Below are 20673 nucleotides of genomic sequence, written 5' to 3'. Positions count from 1 at the left end.
ACGCTGAATCCAACCTGGATCGGAGTCCCGGATGTCCCCCCTCGCCCCCCCGCTTTCTTCGCTGGCCCGCGCCCTGTTGCTGGGCGCCGGCCTGCTCGCCCTGGGCGGCTGCCTCGACGACGAGGCGGCCGCGCCGCAAGCCGACCTGCAGGAGGTCGGCATCTACCAGGTGCGCAGCGCGCCCCAGGCGCTCAGCCTCACCCTCCCCGGCCGCGCCAGCGCGCACCTGGTGGCGGAGATCCGCCCGCAGGTCGGTGGCATCATCCAGCGGCGGCTGTTCGAGGAAGGCCAGACGGTGAAGGCCGGTCAGGCGCTGTACCAGATCGACGCGCAGCCCTACGAGGCCGCCCTGGCCCAGGCCGAGGCCAGCGTCACCTCCGCCCGTGCCACCCTGAAGGCGGCCGAGCTCAAGGCCCGGCGCGACGCCCAGCTGGTGAAGATCGACGCCATCAGCGCGGAGGACAACGAGAGCGCCCAGGCCGCGCTGCTGGAGGCCCGCGCCAACCTGCAGTCGGCCCAGGCGGCGTTGAAGACGGCGCGCATCAACCTGGGCTACACGCGGATCGACGCGCCGATCTCCGGGCGCACGGCCACCTCCTCTGTCACCGCCGGCGCGCTGGTCACCGCCGAGCAGACCACCGCCCTGACCACGGTGCAGCAGCTGGACCCGATCTACGTCGACTTCACCCAGCCCAGCACCACCCTGCTGCGCCTCAAGCGCGAGCTGGCCGAGGGCAAGCTCGCCCCCGCCGAGGCGCAGGATGCCACGCGCATCAGCCTGCAGCTGGAGGACGGCAGCGCCTACGCCCACGACGGCACCCTGACCTTCAACGGCGTGAGCGTCGACGAGAGCACCGGCAGCGTGACCCTGCGCGCCCTGGTGCCCAACCCCGAGGGCCTGCTGCTGCCGGGCATGTACCTGAAGGCGACGCTGGCCGAGGGCGTGCAGCCGGACGCCATCCTGGTGCCGCAGCAGGGCGTGGCCCGCGACGAGCGCGGCCAGGCCACCGCCCTGGTGGTGGTCGACGGCAAGGTCGAGCAGCGCCAGTTGAGCCTGGCCCGCGCGGTGGGCAACCGCTGGTGGGTCGACAAGGGCCTGGCGGACGGCGACCAGTTGATCGTCCAGGGCGCGCAGAAGGTCCGCGTCGGCCAGCAGGTCAAGACCCTGGACGCGCAGCTGACCGCGCAGAACGACGCGCGCGACTGAGGACCCGCCATGGCACGCTTCTTCATCGACCGGCCCATCTTCGCCTGGGTGCTCGCCATCCTGGTGATGCTCGGCGGCACCCTGGCCATCTTCCAGCTGCCGCTGGCCCAGTACCCCAGCATCGCGCCGCCGCAGATCCGCCTCAGCGCCACCTACACCGGCGCCTCGGCCAAGACCATGGAAGACTCGGTGACCCAGGTCATCGAGCAGCAGATGACCGGCCTGGACGGCCTCACCTACATGTCCTCCAGCAGCAGCTCGGCGGGCAGCGCCAGCATCACCCTGACCTTCGACGCCGGCACCGACATCAACACCGCGCAGATGCAGGTGCAGACCAAGCTGGAGCAGGCCAAGGCGCGGCTGCCCGACGAGGTGCAGCAGCAGGGCATCGAGATCCGCAATTCCTCCAGCGACTTCCTGATCATCCTCTCGCTGGTCTCGGACAACCCCGAGGTCGGCGCCACCGACATCAGCGACTTCATCGCCAGCACCCTGTACGACCAGGTCAGCCGCGTCAGCGGCGTCGGCGAGGTGACCACCCTGGGCTCCAGCTACGCCATGCGCATCTGGCTGGACCCGGACAAGCTCAAGCAATACTCGTTGATGCCCTCGGACATCAGCAGCGCCCTGCAGGCGCAGAACGTCGACACCTCCGCCGGCCAGCTCGGCGCCCTGCCGGCGCGCCCGGGGCAGCAGCTCAACGCCAGCATCAATGCGCGCAGCAAGCTCAAGACCGCGGCGCAGTTCCGCGAGGTGGTGCTCAAGTACGCCAGCAACGGCGCCGTGGTGAGCCTCGGCGACGTGGCGCGGGTGGAGCTGGGCAGCGAGAGCTACGACGTGGTCGCCGAGCACGGCGGGCGCCCCTCCGGCGGCCTGGCCATCAGCCTGGCCACGGGCGCCAACGCCCTGGACGTGGCCGAGGCGGTGCAGGCCAAGGTGGCCGAGCTGCAGCAGTTCTTCCCCAGCCGGCTGCAGCTGCGCGCCGAGGTGGCCTACAACACCGCGCCCTTCGTGAAGATTTCCATCGAGGAGGTGGTCAAGACGCTGTTCGAGGCCATCGCCCTGGTGGTGCTGATCATGTACCTGTTCCTGCAGAACCTGCGCGCCACGCTGATCCCGGCGATCGCCGTGCCGGTGGTGCTGCTGGGCACCTTCGGCGTGCTGGCGCTGATGGGCTACTCGATCAACACCCTGACCATGTTCGCCATGGTCCTGGCCATCGGCCTGCTGGTGGACGACGCCATCGTGGTGGTGGAGAACGTCGAGCGGATCATCGCCGAGCGCGGCCTGTCGCCACGGGAGGCCACGCGCGAGTCGATGGGCGAGATCAGCGGCGCGCTGGTGGGCATCGCCGTGGTGCTCTCGGCGGTGTTCGTGCCCATGGCCTTCTTCGGCGGCTCCACCGGGGTGATCTACCGGCAGTTCTCGGTGACCATGGTCGCCGCCATGACGCTGTCGGTGCTGGTGGCCATGACCCTCACCCCGGCGCTGTGCGCCACCCTGCTCAAGCCCGGCCACGGCCAGCCGCGGCACGGCTTCTTCGGCTGGTTCAACCGCAACTTCGAGGCCGGCTCGCGGCGCTACCAGCGCGGCGTCGGCAACCTGCTGGCACGGCCCGTGCGCGCGCTGGCGGTCTACGCGCTGGTGCTGGCCGGCGTCGGGCTGATGTTCCACAAGCTGCCCACCGCGTTCCTCCCCGAGGAGGACCAGGGCATGCTGATGATGCAGATGACCCTGCCGGTGGGCGGCACCGACGAGCGCCTGCAGGCGGTCACCCGCCAGGTGACGGACTACCTGCTGCAGCAGCCGGAGGTGGACACGGTGCTCACCGTGCGCGGCCTGGGCAACGGCGGCAACGCGCAGAACAGCGGCCGCGGCTTCATCAAGCTCAAGGACTGGAGCCAGCGCCAGGGCGAGGCGCACAGCGCCGCGGCGGTGGCGCGGCGGGCCAACCGGGCGCTGGCCGGGATCATCGATGCCGACGTCTTCGTCATCGCCCCGCCGGCCATCCAGGGCCTGGGCGAAAGCGCCGGCTTCGATGTCGAGCTGCAGGACCTCGCCGGCCTCGGCCACGCCGAGCTGCTGGCGGCGCGCAACCGCTTCATCGAACTGGCCCGCCAGGACCCGCGCCTGGCCAACGTGCGCGCCCAGGGCCTGGAAGACACCCCGCAGCTGGACCTGCACATCGACGACCGCAAGGCCGGCGCGCTGGGTGTGGCCGCCAGCGACATCAACGACACCCTGAGCGTGGCCCTGGGCGGCAGCTACGTGAACGACTTCCTCGACGCCGGGCGGGTGAAGAAGGTCTACCTGCAGGGCGACGCCGACAAGCGCATGCAGGCCGAGGACATTGGCGACTGGTACGTGCGCAACGACCAGGATGCCATGGTGCCGCTGGCCACCTTCGTCAGCACCGGCTGGAGCACCGCCTCGCCGCTGCTGGAGCGCTACAACGGCTTCGGCGCCTACGAGATCGTCGGCGAGCCGGCCGCCGGCGTCAGCTCCGGCGACGCCATGGCCGCGGTGCAGGCGATCATGGCGCAGCTGCCCGAGGGCATCGGCTACGCCTGGACCGGGCAGTCCTACCAGGAACGCCTGGCCGGCAACCAGGCGCCGCTGCTCTACGCCATTTCCATCCTCTTCGTGTTCCTTTGCCTGGCGGCGCTCTACGAGAGCTGGTCGGTGCCCTTCGCGGTGATGCTGGTGGTGCCCCTGGGCATCCTCGGCGCCCTGGCCCTGACCGGCCTGCGCGGGCTGTCCAACGACGTCTACTTCCAGGTCGGCCTGCTGACCACCGTGGGCCTGGCGGCGAAGAACGCCATCCTCATCGTCGAGTTCGCCAAGGAAGGCTACGACCGCGGCCAGGACCTGCTCGCCGCGACACTGGAAGCGGTGCGCATCCGCCTGCGCCCGGTGCTGATGACCTCGCTGGCCTTCATGCTCGGCGTGCTGCCCCTGGCGCTGAGCCAGGGCGCCGGCGCCGGCGGGCGCCAGGCGATCGGCACCGGCGTGCTCGGCGGCATGCTCGCGGCGACCCTGCTGGGCCTGTTCTTCATTCCCCTGTTCTACGTGCTGGTGCAGCGCCTGGTTGCGCGCCGTGCCCCGGCCACCGTCGAAGGAGACGCCTGATGCGCACCTCCCCTCTTCCCTTGCTGCTGGCTTTGCTGCTGGGCGGCTGCGTCAACCTGGCGCCGGACTACCAGCGCCCCGCCGCGCCGGTGGCGGCGCAATGGCCCGGCGCCGCGCCGGCCGGCGCCAGCCAGGCCGACGTCGACTGGCGCGAGTTCTTCGTCGACGCCCGCCTGCGCGACACCGTGGCCCGCGCCCTGGCCAACAACCGCGACCTGCGGGTGGCGGCGCTGAACGTCGAGTACCAGCGCGCGCAGTACCGCATCCAGCGCGCCGAGCTGTTCCCGGCGGTCTCGGCCAGCGCCGAGGGCACCCGCCAGCGCGCGCTCTCCGACGGCACCACGGCGGTCAGCAGCCAGTACAGCGTCGGCCTGGGCGTGAGCAGCTACGAGCTGGACCTGTTCGGCCGCCTGCGCAACCTCAAGGACGCCGCCCTGGAGGACTACCTGGCCCTGGAGCAGACCCGCCGCAGCACGCAGATCAGCCTGGTGGCCGAGGTGGCCAGCGCCTGGATGACCCTGGCCGCCGACCAGCAGTTGCTCAAGCTGGCCCGCGATACCCACGCCAGCCAGCAGAAGACCTACGAGCTGGTGCAGCGCAGCCACGGCCTGGGCGGCGAGTCCGGGCTGAGCCTGGCGCAGGCGCGCAGCACGGTGGAATCGGCGCGCGCCGAGGCGGCCAGCTACGCCAGCCAGGTCGAGCAGGACCGCAACGCCCTGGAACTGCTGGTGGGCGAACGCCTGGACGCCAGCCTGCTGCCGGGCGACACCGGCCTGGACGCCGCGCTGCTGGTGACGGTGCCGGCGGGCCTGCCGTCGAGCCTGCTGCAACGCCGCCCCGACGTGCTCGCCGCCGAGCACACGCTCAAGGCGGCCAACGCCGACATAGGCGCGGCGCGCGCGGCCTTCTTCCCCAGCGTGAGCCTGACCGCCAGCGGCGGCAGCGCCAGCGGCGAGCTGTCCGGGCTGTTCAAGTCCGGCAGCCGCGCCTGGAGCTTCGCCCCCTCGATCAACCTGCCGATCTTCGACGCCGGCAGCAACCAGGCCGGCCTGGACGCCGCGAAGATCACCCGCGACATCGACGTGGCCAACTACGAGAAGGCCCTGCAGACCGCCTTCAGCGAAGTGGCCGACGCCCTTTCCGTGCGCAGCCACATCAACGAGCGCCTGGACGCCCAGCGCGAACTGACGGCGGCCACCGACAAGAGCTACGACCTGTCGCTGGCGCTGTACAAGCAGGGTTCGGACAGCTTCCTGGAAGTGCTGGACGCGCAGCGCTCGCTGTACTCCGCGCAGCAGACGCTGATCAGCCTGGAGCTGGCCGAGCAGGTCAACCGCGTCACCCTGTACAAGGTCCTGGGCGGCGGTTGGCAAGGCTAAGGCTTAGAACAGCCGCGGCAACTCGATACGCACCAACAGCCCGCCGCCCTCGGCGGGCTCGGCGGCGATCCGCCCGTGATGCAGCTGCACCGCCCGGCTGGCGATGGCCAGGCCCAGGCCGAAGCCGTCGGGGCCGGCGTCGGGGCCGCGCTCGAAGGGTTCGAAGATGCGCCCCAGGCGGCTCTCGTCGACGCCCGGGCCGTGGTCGCTGATGCACACCACCAGGCGTTCGCCGCCCTCCACCAGGCTCGCACCCACGCGCACCTCGGTGCCCGCCGCGGTGTAGCGCACGGCGTTGCGGATGACGTTCTCGAAGGCCCGGTAGAGCAGCTCCTCGTGGGCGCGGCCGAGGAACGGCTGCTCGGCTACAAGGCGCACCTGGCAGCCCTTGCCCGCCGCCTCGAAGCGGGCGTCCTCGACTATCTGCGCCAGCAGCTCGACGACGTCCAGCAGGCGGTATTCGCCGCTGTCCTGGCGCGACTGCGCCCGCGCCAGGGTGAGCAGTTGCTCGATCAGCTCGTCCATGCGCCGCGACTCGCGCTCGATGCGCTCCAGCATGCCGGGCTGCCCCGGCGCCTGCCGCAGCAGGCCGATGGCGGCGCTCATCCGCGTCAGCGGCGAACGCAGCTCGTGGGAGATGTCGTGCAGCAGGTGCTGCTGCGCCTCCACCAGCGCCTTGAGCTGCCCGGCCATGCGGTCGCAGTCCTCGGCCAGGTCGACGATCTCGTCGCGGCGCCGCCCCAGACGCGGCTTGACGCGCACCTCGAAGCGGCCCTGGGCGACCTGGCCCATGGCCTGGCGCAACCAGGCCAGCGGCCGCGCCAGGTACTGGCTGAGCAGCAGGGCGAAGAGCGCGCTCATCAGCGTGCCGGTGAGCAGCGGGCCCAGGCTGCGCGGCGGCGGCGCCTGGTCGAGGGTGGTGGCGGCCGAGGCGCGCAGCAGCAGGCGATGGCCGTCCTGGCTGGTGACCGCCTGCTCGAAGCGCACCTGGGCCACGGCGCGCCCGGCCAATAGCGCGCCCTGGGCGTCGTAGAGGCCGACCTGGACGTCCGGCTGCTGCGGCGACACCTCCAGTAGCTGGCGCCCCGCCGCTTCGCCGAAGCGCTGCAGCAGGCGCACCTCGGTGGCCAGCAGCGAGCGCAGCGCCGGGGTGTCGCCGCGCAGCTCGTCGAACATGAAGGCGCCGGCGCCCACCAGGAAGGTCAGGCTGTTGGCCAGCCAGAAGGCCAGGAACAGCTTCCAGAACAGCCGCCCGCGCTTCATTCGACGATCAGCAGGTAGCCCATGCCGCGCACGCTCTGGATCCAGCTGCTGCCGTCGGCGCGCGGGCCGAGCTTCTGGCGGATGCTGCTGACGTGCACGTCGATGCGCCGGTCGTAACGGGTCAGCGGGCGGCCCAGGGCGTCCAGCGACAGGTCCTGCTTGCTGACCAGTTGCCCGGCCCGGCGCACCAGCACCTCCAGCAGGCTGAACTCGGTGCCGGTCAGCTCCAGCGGCTGGCCGTGCCACAACGCCTGGCGCTTGCCGGGCCAGAGCGCCAGGGCGCCGCTGCCGACGGCCTCCGGCGCGTTGCCGAGCGGCACCTGGGGCTGCACCCGGCGCAGGATGGCGCGCAGCCGCGCGACCAGCTCGCCGGGCGAGCTGGGCTTGGGCACGTAGTCGTCGGCGCCCAGCTCCAGGCCGGCGATGCGGTCGATGTTGTCGCCCCGCGCGGTCAGCAGCAGGACCGGCACCTGGCTGCGCGCGCGAATGCGCCGCAGCACCTCGATGCCGGACAGGCCCGGCAGCATCACGTCCAGCACCACCAGGGCGTAGGCGCCACCCAGGGCCTCGGCCTCGCCTTCCTCGCCGGTGCCCACGGCGGTGGCCTGGAAACCCTCGCGGGCCAGGTACTGGCTGAGCATCTCGGTGAGTTCGCGGTCATCGTCGACCAGCAGTACGGGAATCATGCAGGGCACGCGGTTCAAGGCCTGGAGGGCGCAATGATCCCTTCCGCGGGGCCGCCCTGTCACCGCCGCATGGGCAAACTTTACACATCTTTACCCTGGGTTAACCGCGCCGAACACAGCCCGCTCTTATCCTCATCGGCCGCCAGCCCGGGCCGGGCGGCAGCGCCCGGACGATCGCCGTGCGAACCGTCCGCGCCCCCTGCCACCGCCTGTCTGGAAGTCACGATGCGCCCTACCCGCCTGCTGTTCCCGATCCTGCTGTTCAACGCCGCCCTGGCCCACGCCGCAGGCTTCAAGATCGCCGACATCCGCGTCAACGGCCTGCAGCGCGTCTCCGCCGGCAGCGTGTTCGCCGCCCTGCCGCTGAACGTCGGCGACCAGGCCGACGACCACGCCCTGGTGGAAGCCTCGCGCTCGCTGTTCCGTACCGGTTTCTTCCAGGACATCCACCTCGGCCGCGACGGCAGCGTGCTGGTCATCGACGTGGTCGAGCGCCCGTCCATCTCCGGCATCGAGATCGAAGGCAACAAGGCCATCAGCACCGAGGACCTGATGAAGGGCCTCAAGCAATCGGGCCTGGCCGAAGGCGAGATCTTCCAGCGCGCCACCCTCGAAGGCGTGCGCAACGAGCTGCAGCGCCAGTACGTGGCCCAGGGCCGCTACTCGGCCACCATCGAAACCCAGGTCACCCCGCAGCCGCGCAACCGTGTGGCGCTGAAGATCACCGTCAACGAAGGCACGGTGGCGGCCATCGCCCACGTCAACGTGGTCGGCAACACCGTGTTCTCCGACGAGGACCTGACCGGCCTGTTCGAGCTGAAGGAAAGCAACTGGCTGTCCTTCTTCAAGAACGACGACAAGTATTCCCGCGAGAAGCTCTCCGGCGACCTGGAACGCCTGCGCTCCTACTACCTGGACCGCGGTTATATCCACATGGATATCGCCTCCACCCAGGTTTCCATCACCCCGGACAAGAAACACGTCTACATCACCGTCAACATCAACGAGGGTGAGAAGTACAAGGTCCGCGACGTGAAGCTGACCGGCGACCTCAAGGTGCCGGAAGAGGAAATCAGGAAGCTGATGCTGGTCGAGCCGGGCCAGGTGTTCTCGCGCAAGGTGATGACCTCCACCTCCGACCTGATCACCCGCCGCCTGGGTAACGAGGGCTACACCTTCGCCAACGTCAACGGCGTGCCCGAGGCCCATGACGACGACAAGACCGTGTCCATCACCTACGTGGTCGACCCGGGCAAGCGCGCCTACGTCAACCGCATCAACTTCCGCGGCAACACCAAGACCGAAGACCAGGTGCTGCGCCGCGAGATGCGCCAGATGGAAGGCGGCTGGGCCAGCACCTACCTGATCGACCAGTCCAAGCAGCGCCTGGAGCGCCTGGGCTACTTCAAGACGGTCAACGTCGAGACCCCGGCGGTGCCCGGCACCGACGACCAGGTGGACGTCAACTACAGCGTCGAGGAGCAGGCCTCCGGTTCGCTCAGCGCCAGCGTCGGCTTCTCCCAGAGCGCCGGGCTGATCCTCGGCGGCTCCATCAGCCAGAGCAACTTCCTCGGCACCGGCAACTACACCAGCATCGGCCTGACCCGCTCGGAGTACCAGACCAAGTACAACTTCGGCTTCACCAACCCCTACTTCACCACCGACGGCGTGAGCCTGGGCTACAACCTGTTCTACAGCAGCACCGACTACAGCAAGTACTACGACGACGATGACGAGGTGTCGTACTACTCCCTCGACAGCTTCGGCGCCGGCGTCAGCGTCGGCTACCCGATCAGCGAGACCTCGCGCCTGACCTACGGCCTGACCCTGCAGCACGACGCCGTCAGCCCCGGCACCTACAGCGCCGACGAGATCTACGACTTCATCGAGCGCGAGGGCAAGAGCTTCAACAACCTCAAGGCCTCCATCGGCTGGTCCGAATCCACCCTGAACAAGGGCGTGCTGGCCACCCGCGGGCATTCCCAGAGCCTGACGCTGATGGCCACGGTGCCCGGCAGCGACCTGTCGTTCTACAAGCTCGACTACAGCGCCCAGCGCTTCGTCCCGGTCACCGACCGCACCGCCCTGCGCCTGCACACTAGCCTGGGCTACGGCAACGGCTACGGCTCCACCGACGGCCTGCCCTTCTACGAGAACTACACCGCCGGCGGCCTGAGCTCGGTGCGCGGCTTCAAGGACGGCACCCTGGGCCCGCGCAGCACCCCGGCCACCGGCAACTACTCCAGCGCCGGCCAGGCCTACTACTCCGACCGCGACGCCGAGGTGTTCGGCGGCAACATCCTCATCGCCGGCGGCGTCGAGTACCTGTTCCCGCTGCCCTTCGTCAAGGACCAGAGCCAGCTGCGCAGCACGCTGTTCTGGGATGCCGGCAGCGTCTTCGCCGACAAGTGCTACCTGTCCACCACCCAGGGCTGCGGCAACGTCAGCCTCGACCAGATGGCCATGTCTGTGGGCGTCGGCCTGACCTGGTACAGCCCGCTGGGCCCGCTGAGCTTCAGCCTGGCGACGCCGCTGAAGAAGCCCGACGGCGCCGAGACCGAGGTGTTCCAGTTCTCCCTCGGGCAGACCTTCTGAGGCACGCAATTACCCGCCTTTACCCCGGCTTAACCCAAGTTCACAGTCGCCTTCCCTATGCTGGCGGCACCTGTTCCGGCGGCCGCCCCGGCCGCCGCCCTGCCACTCAGAACCCGGGACGACCATGGGCCAGACCGACCCCACCGCGCTGCTGGAAGAAGTGCCGCAGCAACTGCTGCACGACGTGCAGCGGCAACTGGCGCGCATCCTCGGCGCGCACTTCACCGCCACCCTCGCCGGCAGCGGCGGGCGCACCGGCGCCAGTCACTACCACCTGGCCATCCGCCACGCACCCAGCGGCCTGTCGGTGGAACACCAGGGCACGGTAGCGCCGCCCTTCATCGAGGAGCTGTTCGCTCTCGCCTGGCGCATGAAGGCCATGCTCGAATCCGCCGAACTGCAACGCCTGGACAAACCCGGCCCGGTGCGCCGCCTGGCGTGGATCAGCGAACTGGTCTGCCCGGCGGAACTGCAGAAGGTAGCCGCCAGCCTCTACCCCTCGGCCCGGGTGCTGCTGCCCCAGGGCTGAGCGACAAGCCAAGCCCCGTAGCCCTGTAGGATGGGTTGAGCGAAGCGATACCCATCACCCCCACCGCATGGGCAGGCACAGCTTCTCGTAGGAGCGAGCTTGCTCGCGAACGGTGCTTACCGGCGACAGCGGTGTTTCGGGTTGACGCCGCCCCCTCACCCCAGCCCTCTCCCGGAGGGAGAGGGAGCCGTCCGGCGCGAGGGGGAAATTCGGCGTCAACCTGTAGGAACGAGCTCGCGAACGGTGCTTACCGGCGACAGCGGTGTCTCGGGTTGACGCCGCCCCCTCACCCCAACCCTCTCCCAGAGGGAGAGGGAGCCGTCCGGCGCGAGGGGGAAATTCGGCGTCAACCTGTAGGAACGAGCTCGCGAACGGTGCTTACCGGCGACAGCGGTGTTTCGGGTTGACGCCGCCCCCTCACCCCAGCCCTCTCCCGGAGGGAGAGGGAGCCGTCCGGCGCGAACGAGAAATTCGGCGTCAACCTGTAGGCGCAGGCAGGCACAGCTTCTCGTAGGCGCGAGCTTGCTCGCGAACGGTGCTTACCGGCGACAGCGGTGTTTCGGGTTGACGCCGCCCCCTCGCCCCAGCCCTCTCCCGGAGGGAGAGGGGGCCGTCCGGCGCGAACGAGAAATTCGGCGTCAACCTGAGCGGGCAGGCACGGCTCCTCGTAGGAGCGAGCTTGCTCGCGAACGGTGCTTACCGGCGGCAGCGGTGTTTCGGGTTGACGCCACCCCCTCACCCCAGCCCTCTCCCGGAGGGAGAGGGAGCCGTCCGGCGCGAACGAGAAGTTCGGCGTCAACCTGTAGGCGCGGGCACAGCTTCTCGTAGGCGCGAGCTTGCTCGCGAACGGTGCTTACCGGCGACAACAGTGTTTCGGGTTGACGCCACCCCCTCACCCCAGCCCTCTCCCAGAGGGAGAGGGAGCCGTCCGGCGCGAACGAGAAATTCGGCGTCAACCTGTAGGCGCGGGCAGGCACAGCTTCTCGTAGGCGCGAGCTTGCTCGCGAACGGTGCTTACCGGCGACAGCTGTGTCTCGGGTTGACCCCGCCCCCTCACCCCAACCCTCTCCCTGAAGGGAGAGGGAGCTGTCCTGCGCGAACGAGAGGTTCGGCATCAACCTGTAGGAGCGGGCCCTGCCCGCGATTTCGCGCGCAGGGCGCGCTCCTACATGGGAATGGCGTGGGTGGGGCAGCGTAGGAGCGGATCTCATCCGCGAATCACGCCGGATCGTCCGGCTATCGCGGACAGATCCGCTACGGGGGAGACATACCGTGCTTCCCGGCAACCTGAGCGGACCTTATCCGCCCTACGGATTTTCGATGGGGTTGAGGCTGGAGCGGAGGTTAAGAATCCGTAGAAGACCACCCTCACCCCTCCAGGCGCTCCACCTCCAGGCGATTACGCCCACCAGCCTTGGCACGATACAGAGCCCGGTCAGCAGCATTCACCAACTGCCACTCCTGCCCCCCTGCTACCGTGGCCGGTGCGGTGGCCAGGCCGATGCTGGCAGTAACCACCCCAAAGGGGCTCTCACGGTGCGCCAGCCGCTCACCCGCCAAGCGCTGCAGGAAGGCCCTAGCCACCGCCTCAGCGCCAGCGCTGTCAGTGCTGGGCAGAATCACCGCCAACTCCTCACCGCCATAACGCGCCACCAGGTCCCCCGGTCGTCGCACGCAGGCGGCTAGCAACCCGGCCACCACTTGCAGACAGTCATCGCCAGCCTGGTGCCCATAGCTATCGTTGTAGCGCTTGAAGTGATCGATATCGACCAGCAACAGCGACAACGGCGCGCCCTCGCGGGCACAGCGGCGCGCCTCGGTGGCCAGGGTTTCGTCGAAGCTGCGGCGGTTGGCCAGGCCGGTCAGCGCGTCCTGGGCGGCGAGCACGCGCAACTGGTCGTTGGCCCGCAGCAGTTCTTCGCGGGCGGCGGCGAGCTGGCGGCTGGTGCGGGTGCGCTGGCGGATGTCGATGAGCAGGCGCTGGCCGGTCAGGCCAAGCACCGCCAGCAGCACCAGGACGATGCCGGCGTTGAGCTGGGCCTGCTTGCGCCAGTCCTGCAGGGCCTCCGCCTTGCTCAGCGCCACGGTGGTCACCAGCGGGTAGTGGTCGTTGCGGCGGAACACGTAGATGCGCTCCACGCCGTCGAAGCGCGAGGTGCTGCTGGCGCTGCCGGAGTCGGCGTGGCGCAGGTAGTCGGTGAACAGCGGCGAGCCCGACAGGTCGCGGCCCAGGTCGGCCTCGCGGAAGGGGTAGCGCACCAGCAACTGGCCGTTGCCCTGGCTCAGGCTCATGGCGCCGTGCTGGCCGATGTCCAGGCGGCCGAACAGGCTGAGGAAGTTCTCGATGCCGAGGGTGGTGGCCACCACGCCGGCGAAGCTGCCGTCGGGGTGGTCGAGGCGGCGGCTGACGGTGATCACCCACAGGCCGCTGGAGCGGCTGCGGATCGGCGGGCCGATGAAGATGTCCCGCGAGGGGTTGTCGCGGTGGTGGATGAAGAAGGCGCGGTCCGCGCTGTTCGCCCCCGGCGGGATGGCGCCGTGGGACACCAGCAGCCAGCGGCCCTGCGCATCGAACAGCGAGATGCCGACCACCTGGCTGAGCACCTTCTGCTGGCGCTCCAGCAGCCGCTGCAGGCGCGCCAGCTGCGCAGGGCCCAGGCCGTCGCTCTCGATGCGGTCGGCCAGGTCCAGCAGCAGCACCTCGCACTGGCGCACCACGCCCTCGGCGTAGGAGTCCAGCGCCTGGGAGAGGTTGAGCATGTCGGTGTTCACTTCGCGCAGGGTGCGCTCGCGCGCCGACCAGGTCTGCCAGGCGGTCAGCAGGGCCAGGGAGACGCAGATCATGAACAGCAGCAGGGAGGCTACGCGGGTATCACGCTTCACGACATCACGGGCTCGACGCGGGGTAATCCGTAGCGGACGGCATGGCCCGCGCAGCGGGTATTCTAGCCCGCGTGGGCGAATCCGCCCATGACCGGGCGGTCAGGCCGGCGTATCGAGCAGCGCGCTGAGCACCGCGCGCAGCTTGCCCGGCTTCAGCGGCTTGTTCAGCTGCGGGATGCCCAGGCGCTGCAGGGCGCGGCGGCATTCGTCGCTGCGGTCGGCGCTGATCATCACCGCGGGGATCTCGCGGCCGTAGTGGCGGCGCAGGTCGCGCACCAGCTCGCAGCCAGTGGCGCCGTGGTCCAGGTGGTAGTCGGCCAGTATCGCCTCCGGCGGCTGCGGGCCGAGCAGCGCCAGGGCGGCGTCGCGGTCGGTGGCGGTGAGCACCTCGCAGCCCCACTGGCCGAGCAGTGCGGCCATGCTGAAGAGGATCGAGGTTTCGTTGTCCACCACCAGCAGGCGCCGGCCCGGCAGCGGGTCGCCGGTGCTCGGGCGCGGCGCGGCATCGCCGCCGGCGCGCGGCGGCAGCGCCTCGGCCAAGGGCACTTCGAGGGCGAACAGCGAGCCGCGCCCGGGCACCGAGCGCACCTGCACCGCGCAGCCGAGCAGCCCGGCGATGCGGTCGACGATGGCCAGGCCCAGGCCCACGCCCTGGCGCTCGGCGGCGCGGCCGGTGTCGAGCTGGTTGAATTCGAGGAAGATCGCCTGCAACTGGTCCGCCGGGATGCCGCGGCCGGTGTCCCACACCTCCAGGCGCACGCTGGCGCCGCGCCGCCGTGCGGCCAGCAATACGCCACCGCGCCCGGTGTAGCGGCAGGCATTGCTTAGGAAGTTTCGCAGGATGCGCGACAGCAGGCGCGCGTCGGTGCGCACCGAGAGGTTGGGGATGCGCACGCGCAGTTGCAGGCCGGACGACAGCGCCACGCTTTCGAACTCCGAGGCCAGCGGGCCGAGCAGTTCATCCAGGCCGTGGACATCCAGGTCCGGGCGGATCGCGCTCTGGTCCAGGCGGGCGATCTCCAGCAGGTCGGTGAGCAGGTTCTCGGCGCCTTCCAGGGCCTGGTGGGTGCGTTCCACCAGTTGCTGCTCGGCGCCCGGCAATTGCCGCTCGCGCAGGGTGGCCACCAGCAGGCGCGCGGCGTTGAGCGGCTGCAGCAAATCGTGGCTGGCCGCCGCCAGGTACTTGTCCTTGCTGTGGTTGGCCGCCTCGGCGGCGTCGCGCGCCTCGCGCAGTTGCTGGTTCAGCGCTTCCAGCTCGCCGGTGCGTTCGGCGACGCGCTGCTCCAGTTCCTCGTTGAGGGTCTGCAGGCGATGCTGGGCCAGGATGCGTTCGGTGATGTCGGCGACGAAGCCTTCCACCAGGCCCTCTTCGTCGGGCTTGAGCAGCAGGTTCATGAGCACGTCGACGTGGCTGCCGTCCTTGCGCAGCAGACGCGTCTCGTAGCCGAACAGCCCGCCCTGCTCGCGCAGCAGGTCGCGGATGCGGCGCATCTCCGCCTCGCCGCCGGCGAACAGTTGCGTGGCCATGTCCTGCAGGTTCCACAACACCTGCTGCGGGTCGGCGTAGCCGAGCATCCGCGCCAGGGCCGGGTTGGCCGCGCGCAGGCCGTCGCTGAGGCTGGCCTGGAAGATGCCGTGCACGGCGTGCTCGAACAGCCACTTGTAGCGGTTGCGCTCGGTTTCCAGTTCCTCCAGGCGCGCCAGCAGCTCGGGGTAGTGGCTCTTGCGCGTGGAGTGGCTGCCCAGGCCGAGCAGCGCCGCCAGGGCGTCCTGCTGCGGCTCAGAGGGCCTCGCCATAGACCACCTCGACGTCGCGCTGGCTGGATTCGCGGGGGTTGGTGAGGATGCACGGGTCCTGCATGGCGTGGCGCGACAGGAAGGGAATGTCGGAGATGCCCACGCCGTGCGGGCCGAGGGTCTCGTGGAAGCCCACGGCGCGCTTGAGGGCGATCAGGTGCTCGACCAGGCGCTGGCGGATCTGCGCGTGGGTAAGGCCGCGGCAGTCGATGCCGAAGGTCTCGGCGATGACCTTGAAGCGCTCGGGCGCGGCGTTGTAGTTGAAGGCCACCACGTGCTCCACCAGCACCGCGTTGCACAGCCCGTGGGGCAGGTCGAGGTAGCCGCCGAGGCTGTGGGACATGGCGTGCACCGCGCCGAGGATGGCGTTGGAGAAGGCCAGCCCAGCCTGCATGCTGCCGAGCATGATTTTCTCGCGCAGGGCGATGTCGTTGGGGTTGGCGATCATCTGCACCAGGTTGCCGTCGATCAGGCGCATGGCCTCCAGCGCGTGGCTGTCGGTGAGCGGGCCGTGGCCGGTGGAGACGAAGGCCTCGATGGCGTGGACCAGGGCGTCGATGCCGGTGCAGGCGGAGAGGAAGCCGTCCATGCTCAGGGTGGTTTCCGGGTCGATCAGCGACACGTCGGGCACCACCGCCTTGCTCACCACCGAGAACTTCATGCGCTCGTCCTGGTTGGAGATGATGACGAACTGCGAGACGTCGGCCGAGGTGCCGGCGGTGGTGGGGATGAGGATCAGCGGCGGGCTGGGCACGCGCAGCTTGTCCACGCCTTCGAACTCGAGGATGTTGCGGCCGTGGGCGGCGACGATGCCGATGCCCTTGGCGCAGTCCATGGGGCTGCCGCCGCCGACCGCGACTATCACGTTGCAGCCCTCGCTGCGGTAGATGTCGGCGCCGCGCATCACTTCTTCCACGCGCGGGTTGGGCGAGACGTCGGTGTACAGGCAGTGCTCGATGCCCTGCCCGGCCAGGCTGGCCTGCACGTCGGCCACCCAGCCGGCGGCGAGCACGCCGGGGTCGGACACCAGCAGCACCTTGCGGGCGCCGAAGGTCTTGGCATAGTTGGCGACGGTGTGCCGGCAACCGGCACCGAAGATGATCTCTGGCGAGACGAATTTGCGCAGCAGGCTGAGGTCGTGGCTCATGGGGTGCTTGTTCTTGTTATGAAATGTTTCCGCGAGCCTACTGCATCCTGCGCTGATTGCAATGCGACCTTGGCCCGGCCGTCAGCCGCCCAGCAGCGCGCGGTAGAAGCACCACTCGGCATCCAGCGCGTGGGCCAGGTTGGCCGCCTGTCGGAAGCCGTGGCGCTCGCCGGGGTACAGGTGGCATTCCACGGCCAGGCCGCGCTGGCGCAGGCTGGCGACCATGGCCTGGGTCTGCTCGGGCACCACCACGGCGTCCAGCTCACCCTGGAAGAAGATCACCGGCGCCTGGATGCGCGCGGCGTGCAGCAGCGGCGTGCGCGCCCGATAGCGGCGGGCGTCGCGTTGCGGGTCGCCGATCAGCCAGTCGAGGTAGTCGGCCTCGAACTTGTGCGTCACCCGCCCCAGCGCCAGCGGGTCGCTGACGCCGTAGAGGCTGGCGCCGCCGCGGAAGCCGCCGACGAAGGCCAGGGCGCAGAGCGCGCTGTAGCCGCCGGCGCTGGCGCCGCGGACGAACACCCGCTGGCGGTCGATCAGGCCGTCGGCGGCCAGTTGCACTACCGCCGCCCAGATGTCCTGCACCTCCGCCCTGCCCCATTCGCCGCGCAGGCGTTCGCGGTAGGCGCGGCCGAAGTTGGCGCTGCCGCGGTAGTTGAGGTCGGCCACGGCGAAGCCGCGCTGCGTCCAGAACTGGATGCGCGCGTCGAACGCCGGGTAGCAGGCCGAAGTGGGCCCGCCATGCAGGAACACCACCAGCGGCGGCCGCCGCCCCGCCGGGCCGCGGCACTGGGCGTTGCGCGGCGGGTAGAAGAAGCCGTGGCCGCGCTCGTTGCCGGCCACCGGGTAGCCGAAGGGTTGCGGGCGCGATAGCTCTCCCTCCTCCAACGGATGTTCGCCGCCGGCGATTACTTGCACCTGGCCACTCTCGCAGCCGATGGCCAGCAGCACCGGCAGGCGGTCCTCGGCGGCGGCGATGCAGTAGCAGTGCCCGGCGTCGGCAGCCAGGGCGCGGAAGCGCGAGAAGTCCGGGGCCAGGCGCCGTTCGCCGCCATCGGCGGCGCGCAGGACGAGCAGGCCGCGACCTTCCTCGAAGCGGCTCAGCAGCATCTCGCCATTGGCCAGCGGCAGGTAGCTGCGTCCACCCAGTTGCCAGGGCGCCGGGGCGTGATCGGCGGCAGCGAAGGCACCGCCCTGCCCGTCCTCGGCCTCGGGGCGCCACCAGCCGCTGCGGTCGCTGAGCCAGTGCAGGCGGCCCTGGTCGTCGAAGCGCGGTTGCTGGATGGATTCTTCGCCGCCCTCGCCTGCCAGGCAACACTGCGTGCCATCCCGCAGCAGGCACAGGCGCGTGGCGGTCCAGGGCTGTTGCGGGCGGTCCCATTCCACCCAGGCGATACGCGCCGCGTCGGGACTGGCTACCGGCGCGGCGTAGAAGTCCGCGCCTTCGGCGATGACCTGGCGCGCGCCGTCGGCCTCCAGGCGCACGATGCGGTGGACCACTGCGTCGCCCTCGCGGCTTTCCTCCACCGCCAGCAGCGCGTTCCAGGCCGGCACGTAGTGCAGGTCGCCATAGCGACACTGCAGGCGCTCGGTCAGCTGTCGAGGCGCCTCGCCAAAGCGCAGCCAGCGCACCTGCTGGTCGCCCTCCTCCACCCAGGCCGCGCCCTCGGCCGTGGCGCAGCAGGCGCCACCGCCGTATTCGTAGACGCGGCTGCGCGCCGAGGCGCCGGGTGGCGTCAGCTCCTGCAGCGCGCCGTCGCGCCACAGGTACAGGCGGCAACGCGCGCTGCGCGGCTCGAATTCCAGCCACAGCAGCCCGCCGTGGGCCGCGTGCAGTTCGGCGAAGTCGCGCCCCGCCGCCACCGCGCGCTCGGCGCTCCAGGCGCTGGGCCAGTCGCCATGGGCTAGGCTGCGCACCCTCAGGCCTTGCAGATCAGCTGCGAGGCGCGCTGGTTGCGCCAGGTCAGCTGGTCCAGGCCCAGCGGCGCTTCCTCGGCCTGGCGCCGGGCGTCGAGAATCTTCCCGTGGTGGGCCGACTTGGCGCACACCGGGTCGGTGGCGTCGGCGTCGCCGGTGAGCATGTAGGCCTGGCAGCGGCAGCCGCCGTGGTCGCGCTCCTTCTCCGAGCAGGAGCGGCACGGCTCGGGCATCCAGGCGTCGCCACGGTAGCGGTTGAAGCCGAAGGATTCGTACCAGATGTGTTTGAGGCTGTGCTCGCGCACGTTGGGGAACTGCACCGGCAGTTGCCGCGCGCTATGGCACGGCAGCGCGGTGCCGTCGGGGGTGACGTCGAGGAACACGCTGGCCCAGCCGCCCATGCAGGCCTTGGGGCGCTCTTCGTAGTAGTCCGGGGTGACGAAGATCAGCTTGCAGGGGTTGCCTTCGGCGGCCAGGCGCTCGCGGTATTCGTGGGTGATGCGCTCGGCACGCTCCAGCTGCGCGCGGGTGGGCAGCAGGCCGGCGCGGTTGAGCTCGGCCCAGCCGTAGAACTGGCAGGTGGCGAGTTCGACGAAGTCGGCCTCAAGCTCTATGCACAGCTCGATGATCCGCCCGATGTTGTCGATGTTGTGCCGGTGGGTGACGAAGTTGAGCACCATCGGGTAGCCGTGGGCCTTCACCGCGCGGGCCATGGCCAGCTTCTGGGCGAAGGCCCTGCGCGAGCCGGCGAGCAGGTTGTTCACCTCCTCGTCGGCGGCCTGGAAGCTGATCTGGATGTGGTCCAGCCCGGCCTCGGCGAACTGCGCCAGGCGCGCTTCGCTCAGGCCGATGCCGGAGGTGATCAGGTTGGTGTAGAAGCCCAGCCCGCGGGCCGCGCCGATCAGCTCGGCGAGGTCCTGGCGCAGCAGCGGCTCGCCGCCGGAAAAGCCCAGCTGCGCGGCGCCCAGCTCGCGGGCCTGGCGGAACACCTCGATCCATTCGGCGGTGCTCAGTTCGCCGCCCTGCCTGGCGAAGTCCAGCGGGTTGGAGCAGTACGGGCACTGCAGCGGGCAGCGGTAGGTCAGCTCGGCCAGCAGCCACAGCGGCGGGCCGGCGCCTTCAGTGCAGCTCGATCCAGAATTGCGCATGGGCCACCTCGAGGAACGCCAGGATGTCTTCGTCGATGCCCGGCACGCCGGGGAAGCTTTTGCTCAGCTCGGCGATGATGGCCGCCACGTCGCGCTGGCCATCGATGCGCTGGAGGATTTCCCCGGCGCTGTCGTTGAGCTTGACCATGCCTTCGGGGTAGAGCAGCACATGGCAGCCCTGGGCCGGTTCGAATTGCAGGCGGAAGCCGCGGCGGATGCGCGGCACGCTGTCCAGCGCGGGCAGGCTCATCACAGCAGCCCCCTGTGCCAGATACGTTCGCGGGTCACCGTGTGGTACGGCGGGCGGCCCAGCTCGTAGGCCATGCTCATGGCGTCGAGCATGCTCCAGAGCACGTCGAGCTTGAACTGCAGGATGTCCAGCATGCGCTCCTGGGCCTCGCGGGTGCGGTAGTGCTCCAGGGTGATGCGCAGGCCGTGCTCCACGTCGCGGCGGGCCTGGGACAGGCGGCTGCGGAAGTAGTCGTAGCCGGCCGCGTCTATCCAGGGGTAGTGCTGCGGCCAGGCGTCCAGCCGCGACTGGTGGATCTGCGGGGCGAAGAGTTCGGTCAGCGAGCTGCTGGCCGCTTCCTGCCAGCTGGCGCGGCGGGCGAAGTTGACGTAGGCGTCCACAGCGAAGCGCACGCCGGGCAGCACCAGTTCCTGCGACAGCACCTGCTCGCGCTCCAGGCCCACCGCCTCGGCCAGGCGCAGCCAGGCCTCGATGCCGCCGGGCTCGCCGGGGCGGCCGTCGTGGTCGAGGATGCGCTGCACCCACTCGCGGCGGGTGTCGCGGTCCGGGCAGTTGGCGAGGATGGCGGCATCCTTCAGCGGGATGTTCAGCTGGTAGTAGAAGCGGTTGGCCACCCAGCCCTGGAGCTGCTCGCGGGTGCAGCGGCCCTCGTACATGGCCACGTGGAACGGGTGGTGGATGTGATAGCAGGCGCCCTTGGCGCGCAGCGCCTGCTCGAATTCGGCGGGGCTCATGGCGGCGTTCAT

14 protein-coding genes are annotated in these 20673 nt (G+C 70.1%); 5 read left to right on the top strand and 9 right to left on the bottom strand.

The window, feature by feature from the left end:
• Positions 1 to 31: 31 nt before the first annotated feature.
• The 3 genes from PM1_RS12625 to PM1_RS12615 are packed head-to-tail and all read left to right on the top strand — an operon-like array spanning position 32 to position 5715.
• On the top strand, positions 32 to 1207 hold the full coding sequence (locus PM1_RS12625) for an efflux RND transporter periplasmic adaptor subunit (protein ID WP_009622892.1): 1176 nt from the start codon (positions 32 to 34) through the stop codon (positions 1205 to 1207).
• Between the two features lie 9 nt (positions 1208 to 1216).
• Positions 1217 to 4336, top strand: coding sequence for an efflux RND transporter permease subunit (locus tag PM1_RS12620; protein ID WP_009622894.1), 3120 nt, complete (start codon positions 1217 to 1219; stop codon positions 4334 to 4336).
• Entirely contained in the window at positions 4336 to 5715 is a 1380-nt protein-coding gene (locus tag PM1_RS12615; RefSeq protein ID WP_009622896.1) for an efflux transporter outer membrane subunit, read from the top strand. The genes PM1_RS12620 and PM1_RS12615 overlap by 1 nt, the downstream gene beginning before the upstream one ends.
• A gap of 3 nt (positions 5716 to 5718) precedes the next feature.
• On the opposite strand, the gene PM1_RS12610 is transcribed toward PM1_RS12615, so the two are convergent.
• On the bottom strand, positions 5719 to 6978 hold the full coding sequence (locus PM1_RS12610) for a HAMP domain-containing sensor histidine kinase (protein ID WP_009622898.1): 1260 nt from the start codon (positions 6976 to 6978) through the stop codon (positions 5719 to 5721).
• Positions 6975 to 7664 (bottom strand): response regulator transcription factor, encoded by a 690-nt coding sequence (locus PM1_RS12605; protein WP_009622900.1) that lies wholly within the window; start codon positions 7662 to 7664, stop codon positions 6975 to 6977. The genes PM1_RS12610 and PM1_RS12605 overlap by 4 nt, the downstream gene beginning before the upstream one ends.
• A 225-nt stretch (positions 7665 to 7889) precedes the next feature.
• On the opposite strand from PM1_RS12605, the gene bamA reads away from it, so the two are divergent.
• Together bamA and PM1_RS12595 are read left to right on the top strand one after the other, a co-directional pair.
• A complete protein-coding gene (gene bamA, locus PM1_RS12600; protein WP_009622902.1) occupies positions 7890 to 10259 on the top strand; it encodes an outer membrane protein assembly factor BamA in 2370 nt (789 codons plus the stop codon).
• 124 nt (positions 10260 to 10383) lie between these two features.
• Entirely contained in the window at positions 10384 to 10788 is a 405-nt protein-coding gene (locus PM1_RS12595) for a hypothetical protein (protein ID WP_009622904.1), read from the top strand.
• Positions 10789 to 12156: 1368 nt separating this feature from the next.
• On the opposite strand, the gene PM1_RS12590 is transcribed toward PM1_RS12595, so the two are convergent.
• The 7 genes from PM1_RS12590 to pqqC form a co-directional block, all read right to left on the bottom strand.
• The gene (locus PM1_RS12590) at positions 12157 to 13671 is read right to left on the bottom strand and encodes a sensor domain-containing diguanylate cyclase (protein ID WP_009622906.1); all 1515 of its coding nucleotides are present in this window, start codon (positions 13669 to 13671) and stop codon (positions 12157 to 12159) included.
• A 99-nt stretch (positions 13672 to 13770) separates the two neighbouring features.
• Positions 13771 to 15468, bottom strand: a complete 1698-nt coding sequence (locus PM1_RS12585) for a PAS domain-containing hybrid sensor histidine kinase/response regulator (RefSeq protein WP_009622908.1) — start codon at positions 15466 to 15468, stop codon at positions 13771 to 13773.
• A complete protein-coding gene (gene ercA, locus PM1_RS12580; RefSeq protein ID WP_009622910.1) occupies positions 15452 to 16615 on the bottom strand; it encodes an alcohol dehydrogenase-like regulatory protein ErcA in 1164 nt (387 codons plus the stop codon). The genes PM1_RS12585 and ercA overlap by 17 nt, the downstream gene beginning before the upstream one ends.
• Before the next feature lie 81 nt (positions 16616 to 16696).
• Positions 16697 to 18529 carry an alpha/beta hydrolase family protein gene (locus PM1_RS12575; protein WP_009622912.1) on the bottom strand — a complete coding sequence of 611 codons (1833 nt, stop codon included), beginning with the start codon at positions 18527 to 18529 and terminating at the stop codon, positions 16697 to 16699.
• Positions 18530 to 18531: 2 nt separating this feature from the next.
• On the bottom strand, positions 18532 to 19677 hold the full coding sequence (pqqE, locus tag PM1_RS12570; protein ID WP_009622914.1) for a pyrroloquinoline quinone biosynthesis protein PqqE: 1146 nt from the start codon (positions 19675 to 19677) through the stop codon (positions 18532 to 18534).
• Complete coding sequence (gene pqqD, locus PM1_RS12565; RefSeq protein ID WP_009622916.1) at positions 19649 to 19927, bottom strand: pyrroloquinoline quinone biosynthesis peptide chaperone PqqD; 279 nt, start codon at positions 19925 to 19927, stop codon at positions 19649 to 19651. The genes pqqE and pqqD overlap by 29 nt, the downstream gene beginning before the upstream one ends.
• Entirely contained in the window at positions 19927 to 20673 is a 747-nt protein-coding gene (pqqC, locus tag PM1_RS12560; protein ID WP_009622917.1) for a pyrroloquinoline-quinone synthase PqqC, read from the bottom strand. The genes pqqD and pqqC overlap by 1 nt, the downstream gene beginning before the upstream one ends.

The sequence above is a fragment of the Pseudomonas sp. M1 genome, assembly GCF_022760135.1.
Taxonomy (GTDB): domain Bacteria; phylum Pseudomonadota; class Gammaproteobacteria; order Pseudomonadales; family Pseudomonadaceae; genus Pseudomonas; species Pseudomonas citronellolis.
This window is presented reverse-complemented; position numbering and strand designations above follow the sequence as displayed.

Coding starts and splice junctions, on each gene's coding strand:
- PM1_RS12585 (WP_009622908.1), bottom strand. CDS start 15,468: ATGGCGAGGCCCTCTGAGCCGCAGCAGGACGCCCTGGCGGCGCTGCTC.
- pqqE (WP_009622914.1), bottom strand. CDS start 19,677: ATGCGCAATTCTGGATCGAGCTGCACTGAAGGCGCCGGCCCGCCGCTG.
- PM1_RS12595 (WP_009622904.1), top strand. CDS start 10,384: ATGGGCCAGACCGACCCCACCGCGCTGCTGGAAGAAGTGCCGCAGCAA.
- pqqC (WP_009622917.1), bottom strand. CDS start 20,673: ATGAACGCCGCCATGAGCCCCGCCGAATTCGAGCAGGCGCTGCGCGCC.
- pqqD (WP_009622916.1), bottom strand. CDS start 19,927: ATGAGCCTGCCCGCGCTGGACAGCGTGCCGCGCATCCGCCGCGGCTTC.
- PM1_RS12610 (WP_009622898.1), bottom strand. CDS start 6,978: ATGAAGCGCGGGCGGCTGTTCTGGAAGCTGTTCCTGGCCTTCTGGCTG.
- PM1_RS12625 (WP_009622892.1), top strand. CDS start 32: ATGTCCCCCCTCGCCCCCCCGCTTTCTTCGCTGGCCCGCGCCCTGTTG.
- PM1_RS12620 (WP_009622894.1), top strand. CDS start 1,217: ATGGCACGCTTCTTCATCGACCGGCCCATCTTCGCCTGGGTGCTCGCC.
- PM1_RS12605 (WP_009622900.1), bottom strand. CDS start 7,664: ATGATTCCCGTACTGCTGGTCGACGATGACCGCGAACTCACCGAGATG.
- bamA (WP_009622902.1), top strand. CDS start 7,890: ATGCGCCCTACCCGCCTGCTGTTCCCGATCCTGCTGTTCAACGCCGCC.
- ercA (WP_009622910.1), bottom strand. CDS start 16,615: ATGAGCCACGACCTCAGCCTGCTGCGCAAATTCGTCTCGCCAGAGATC.
- PM1_RS12615 (WP_009622896.1), top strand. CDS start 4,336: ATGCGCACCTCCCCTCTTCCCTTGCTGCTGGCTTTGCTGCTGGGCGGC.